General features: G+C 70.1%; 3 protein-coding genes. 1 reads left to right on the plus strand and 2 read right to left on the minus strand.

All coding sequences use genetic code 11. The features are described from left to right. Window positions 1-923, minus strand: a 923-nt coding sequence (locus tag G6048_RS46765) for a M6 family metalloprotease domain-containing protein (RefSeq protein ID WP_165345696.1), incomplete at its 3' end; no start/stop codon positions are given. Between the two features lie 375 nt (window positions 924-1,298). Between G6048_RS46765 and G6048_RS46770 the strand changes: the two genes are divergently transcribed. Next, on the plus strand, window positions 1,299-3,356 hold the full coding sequence (locus G6048_RS46770) for a putative bifunctional diguanylate cyclase/phosphodiesterase (protein WP_408056248.1): 2,058 nt from the start codon (window positions 1,299-1,301) through the stop codon (window positions 3,354-3,356). Here G6048_RS46770 and G6048_RS46775 read toward each other — a convergent pair. Further along, window positions 3,347-4,450: an LLM class flavin-dependent oxidoreductase gene (locus G6048_RS46775; RefSeq protein WP_165345698.1), complete on the minus strand. Its 1,104-nt coding sequence runs from the start codon at window positions 4,448-4,450 to the stop codon at window positions 3,347-3,349. The genes G6048_RS46770 and G6048_RS46775 overlap by 10 nt on opposite strands. Window positions 4,451-4,594 lie beyond the last annotated feature (144 nt).

Here is a 4,594-nt window from a genome sequence, read left to right on the forward strand (position 1 = left end):
GCCACCGCCGGACCGCCCGCCCCCAAGGGCTCCAACGCCAGCCGCGCACCCTCGCCGCCCGCGCCCTGCACACACGACACCTGCCGCGGTTCCAGCCAGCCGAGCTTCCACTTGTGCCACCCGAAGAGATCCGGTGCGAGGCCGAACTGGCTGCCCATGAGGTCCCAGTCGCCGACGTAGGTGTCCCAGTCGCCCCGGTCGTCGGGCGGCCGGTGGTAGAGGTCGGGCAGGTCGAAGACGTGGCCCGTTTCGTGAGCCAGGACCAGCCGGTCCGGCGGATGCTGCTCGAAGACCGTGACGACCCGGCGGATGTCCGTGCCGTCGGCCCGTAGCGGCGTCTCCAGGTTGACCACCTTCGTCGCGTCCGAGTTGACGCCGGGCGCGTCCGGGTCGGCGACGAAGTAGACGACGTCGTAGCGCGAGAAGTCGACCCGGGGGTCGGACGCGGCGAGGGCGTCGCGCAGATACGCGGAACGGCGCGCGGAGTTCCAGTCGCGCTGTATGGCGTACGCCGTGGAGACGCGCGGCATCGGAAGCCAAGCATGAACCGCGTGCGGGCGCAGCGTGAACTTGCCGTAGGAGGCGCGTTCGAAGAAGCGGCTGGTGGCAGGGAAGTGCTCGGCCGTCAGTTCGGTGGGTGTGGTCCGCGGGACGGAGTCGGGGAAGGAGAGGAAGACCATCACCGCGTCGAGGCTGCGGTCGGGGCGCGGATAGGCGGTGTTCCAGGTGTCGAGGCCCACGGAGTGGTGGGCGTCGGTCCGCTTCAGGGCACAGGGCGCTGAGGGCGGTACGGCGTTGGCAGGGCCTGCCGCCAGGGAGGTGGCGGCGAGCGCCGTCATGGAGGTGAACAGTGCCGCGGGACCACGCCAACGAGGTCGTGCCCCGCCACGGGTGAGCCCCTTGAGGGGGAACAGACGCGGCACTTCGACCTCCGGTGCGGAATTCGGGATACCACGCCCAGCCTGTCCGCATTTGATCACTCACGCCCTGTTTGTCTGCACCAGAAGGGTGAGCGCGAGGGCATCCGAATGAGCCCGCCACGGGGAAGCGGACACTCAGAGCGCTCACGGAACGTCACAAGCGATCGGCCACTGAAGGAACCCGTCCACGTGCGGGCAGAAACGATCTGTCAGAAGAGCCGGTTAATTGGGGAGACTGAGGAGTAGCTGGAAGGCGTTCGGGCCAGCCTCTATGATCGGCACACTTTCCTGCGCGGACACGGCTAGAGCGGCCGTCCTCCACCGGCCGACCACCCGACGAGACCTGTACGAGTAACGAGTGCACAGCGGGAGCGAGCGGTGAGCGGAACGTCCGATGGGCCGGTATCGACGGCGAATCCCGTCCGGCTGACTGTCACAGAAAGTGACAGTCAGCCGATTTCTCACGAGGAGACGACCCCACGCGTCGACACTCAGGCCTCATACGCCGATACGCGTACCACACGTACCGAACCGGTGACATCACGCGCCGAGGCCGAGCCTCCACGCACCCCCGCTGGAAGCGCCGAGCCTCCACGCGCTGGCACCGGAACCCGTGAGACCGGCAGCACTACCGAGGACCTCGAAGCCGGCAACACGACCGACGGCCTCGAAGTCGGCAGTACGCCCGACGACCTGGAAGACCGTACGTTCCGGGCCGCCTTCGACTTCGCCCCCGTGGCGATGGCCGTCGTCGACCGCGAGGGGCTGGTCGTCACGGCCAACGACGCCCTGGCCGCGCTGCTCGGCGCCGGCCCGGACGGACTCGCGGGCCGGGTCGCCGCCGATCTGGTGGACCTCGCCTCCGACGCCCGCACCTGGCACGCGTACCGCGAGGTGCTGCGTGGCCGGCAGGCCAGACTGCGCTGCACCCGACGGCTCAAACACCCCGACGGGCACTCCCTCTGGGCCCAGGTGACGGTGTCTCCGCTGCCCGAAGAGGAACAGGCCGTGCTGGTGTCGGTCTGTGACATCAGCGCCCGCCGTGAACTCCAGGCGCGCCTGCGGCACTTGCAGATGCACGACCCGGTGACGCGGCTGCCCAACCGCACCCTGTTCTTCGAGCGCCTGTCGGCCGCCTTGGAGGCGGAGGCGTACGAGGAGTCCGGCACCGGCCGGATCGGGCTGTGCTACCTGGACCTCGACGGCTTCAAGGCGGTCAACGACACCCTCGGCCACCGCATCGGCGACCGGCTGCTCGCGGCCGTCGCCGAGCGGCTGACGCGCTGTGCGGACGAGGCCGGGCACGAGCGGGCGGCCAAACCGCTGGTCGCCCGGCTCGGCGGCGACGAGTTCGCGCTGCTGGTCGAGGACTCGACGGGTACGGAGCAACTGGCGGAGCTCGCCAAGTCCGTACTGACGGCCCTTCAGACGCCCTTCGACATCTCCGGGCAGCGGCTGTCGGTTTCGGCCTCGATCGGGGTCGTCGAGCGGCACGCGGCCGAAACCACCGCGACCTGTCTGATGCAGGCCGCCGATACGACGCTGTACTGGGCGAAGGCCGACGGCAAGTCCCGCTGGACCCTCTTCGACCCGGAGCGCAACGCCCATCGCATGACGCGTCAGGCCCTCGCCTCCACCCTCCGCCCCGCCATCGAGAAGGGTGAGTTCGCCCTGGAATACCAGCCGTTGGTGGGCATGGAGGACGGCGGTGTACGCGGCGTCGAGGCGCTGGTCCGGTGGAACCATCCTCAGTTCGGCACGCTGACGCCGAATCGGTTCATCGGACTTGCTGAAGAAGACGGTTCCATCGTGCAGTTGGGGCGCTGGGTGCTGGGCGCGGCCTGCCGACAGGCGCGCCGCTGGCAGTTGGACCACCCGGATGTGCCGCCGGTCTTCGTGAGCGTGAATGTGGCGGTGCGTCAGGTCTGGGACTCCGACCTGGTGGCGGATGTCGCGGCGATCCTCTCGGAGACCGGACTCGCCCCGCATCTCCTCCAGTTGGAGCTCACCGAGTCGGCCGTGATGGGCTCAGCGGGCCGCCCGCTTCAGGCTCTGCAAGCGCTCAGCGACATGGGCGTACGCATCGCCATCGACGACTTCGGCACCGGATACTCCAACCTCGCCTACCTCAGCCGCCTCCCGGTCTCCGTCCTGAAGCTCGACGGCTCGTTCGTACGGGGCTTCCAGTACGAGGAGGCCGGCAACCGGGCGAACCCCGCCGACGAGGTCATCGTCGAGGCCCTCATCGAACTCGCCCACCGCCTGGGCCTGACGGTCACCGCCGAGTGCGTGGAGACCGCCGGCCAGGCCTCCCGGCTGCGGCGTATCGGCTGCGACACCGGCCAGGGGTGGCTGTACTCCCGGCCGGTGGCGGCGGATCGTATCTCCGCACTATTGACAGGGGCAGACTCAGGGGCGGACTGTCCTCAGACCTGAGCCGTCCGAGTCTGCGGCAACTCGTAGGCGTCGGCGATCAGTTCGTACGAGCGCAGGCGTACGTCTCCGCTGTGGGCGTGGCTGGTGAGCATCAACTCGTCCGCGCCCGTGCGCTTTTGGAGGTCGTCGAGGCCTGCTCGGACCTCGTCCGCGGTGCCGTGGACGACGTTGGCGTTCCAGGAGTCGATGAACTCCCGCTCCATGGGGCTGAATTCGTACGCCTCCGCCTCCTCGGGGGTGGGGACGAGTCCCGGGCGCCCGGTGCGCAGGCGGATCATGTTCAGGGCCGCGGCCATGACCTGGCGGCGGGCCTCCTTCTCGTCGTCCGTGGCGAGCGCGGAGACGCCGATGAGGGCGTACGGGGCGTCGAGGGCTTCGGAGGGTGTGAACGACTCCCGGTAGAGGTCGAGGGCCGGGATCGTGTTCTGGGCCGAGAAGTGGTGCGCGAAGGCGAACGGGAGGCCGAGGGTGCCGGCAAGACGGGCGCTGAACCCGGAGGAGCCGAGGAGCCACACCGGTGGGCGGTGCGGGTCCTGTACGCCGCCGGGGGCCGTGGCCTGGACGGGGCCCGGGACCGCGTGGATACGGGCGTAGGGGTGGCCGTCCGGGAAGTCGTCGTCCAGGAAGCGGGTCAGCTCCGCTAGTTGCTGGGGGAAGTCGTCGGCGCCCTCGTTGAGCCGGTCGGTGCGGCGCAGGGCCGCGGCCGTCGCTCCGTCCGTGCCGGGGGCGCGGCCGAGGCCCAGGTCGATACGGCCCGGGGCCATGGCCTCCAGGGTGCCGAACTGTTCCGCGATGACCAGGGGCGCGTGGTTGGGCAGCATCACGCCGCCCGAGCCGAGGCGTATGCGGGCCGTGTGGGCGGCGAGGTGGGCGAGGATCACGGCGGGGGAGGTCGATGCCACGCCGGGCATGGAGTGGTGCTCGGCCACCCAGTAGCGGTGGAATCCGCGGGTCTCTGCGAGGCGGGCGATTTCGACGCTGGTGCGGAGGGCGTCGGTGGCGGTGTGGCCGGCGCCGACGGTTGCCAGGTCCAGCACGGAAAGCGGCACCGGGGCGGTGCCCGCCGTGTCGCCTCGTATCTCGTCTGCCGCCACGGGGTTCCTCCTGCTGGGTACGACGTTGGGTCCGCGGCTTCCTAACGGGGGCCGGTCTGCGGTTTATTCCGCCCCCGCCGCCCTTACCCGTCCCATACCAAGGGGCTCCGCCCCTGGACCCCGCTGGGGGCTGCGCCCCCAGAC

This window comes from Streptomyces ureilyticus (genome assembly GCF_011045025.1).
Taxonomy (GTDB): domain Bacteria; phylum Actinomycetota; class Actinomycetes; order Streptomycetales; family Streptomycetaceae; genus Streptomyces; species Streptomyces ureilyticus.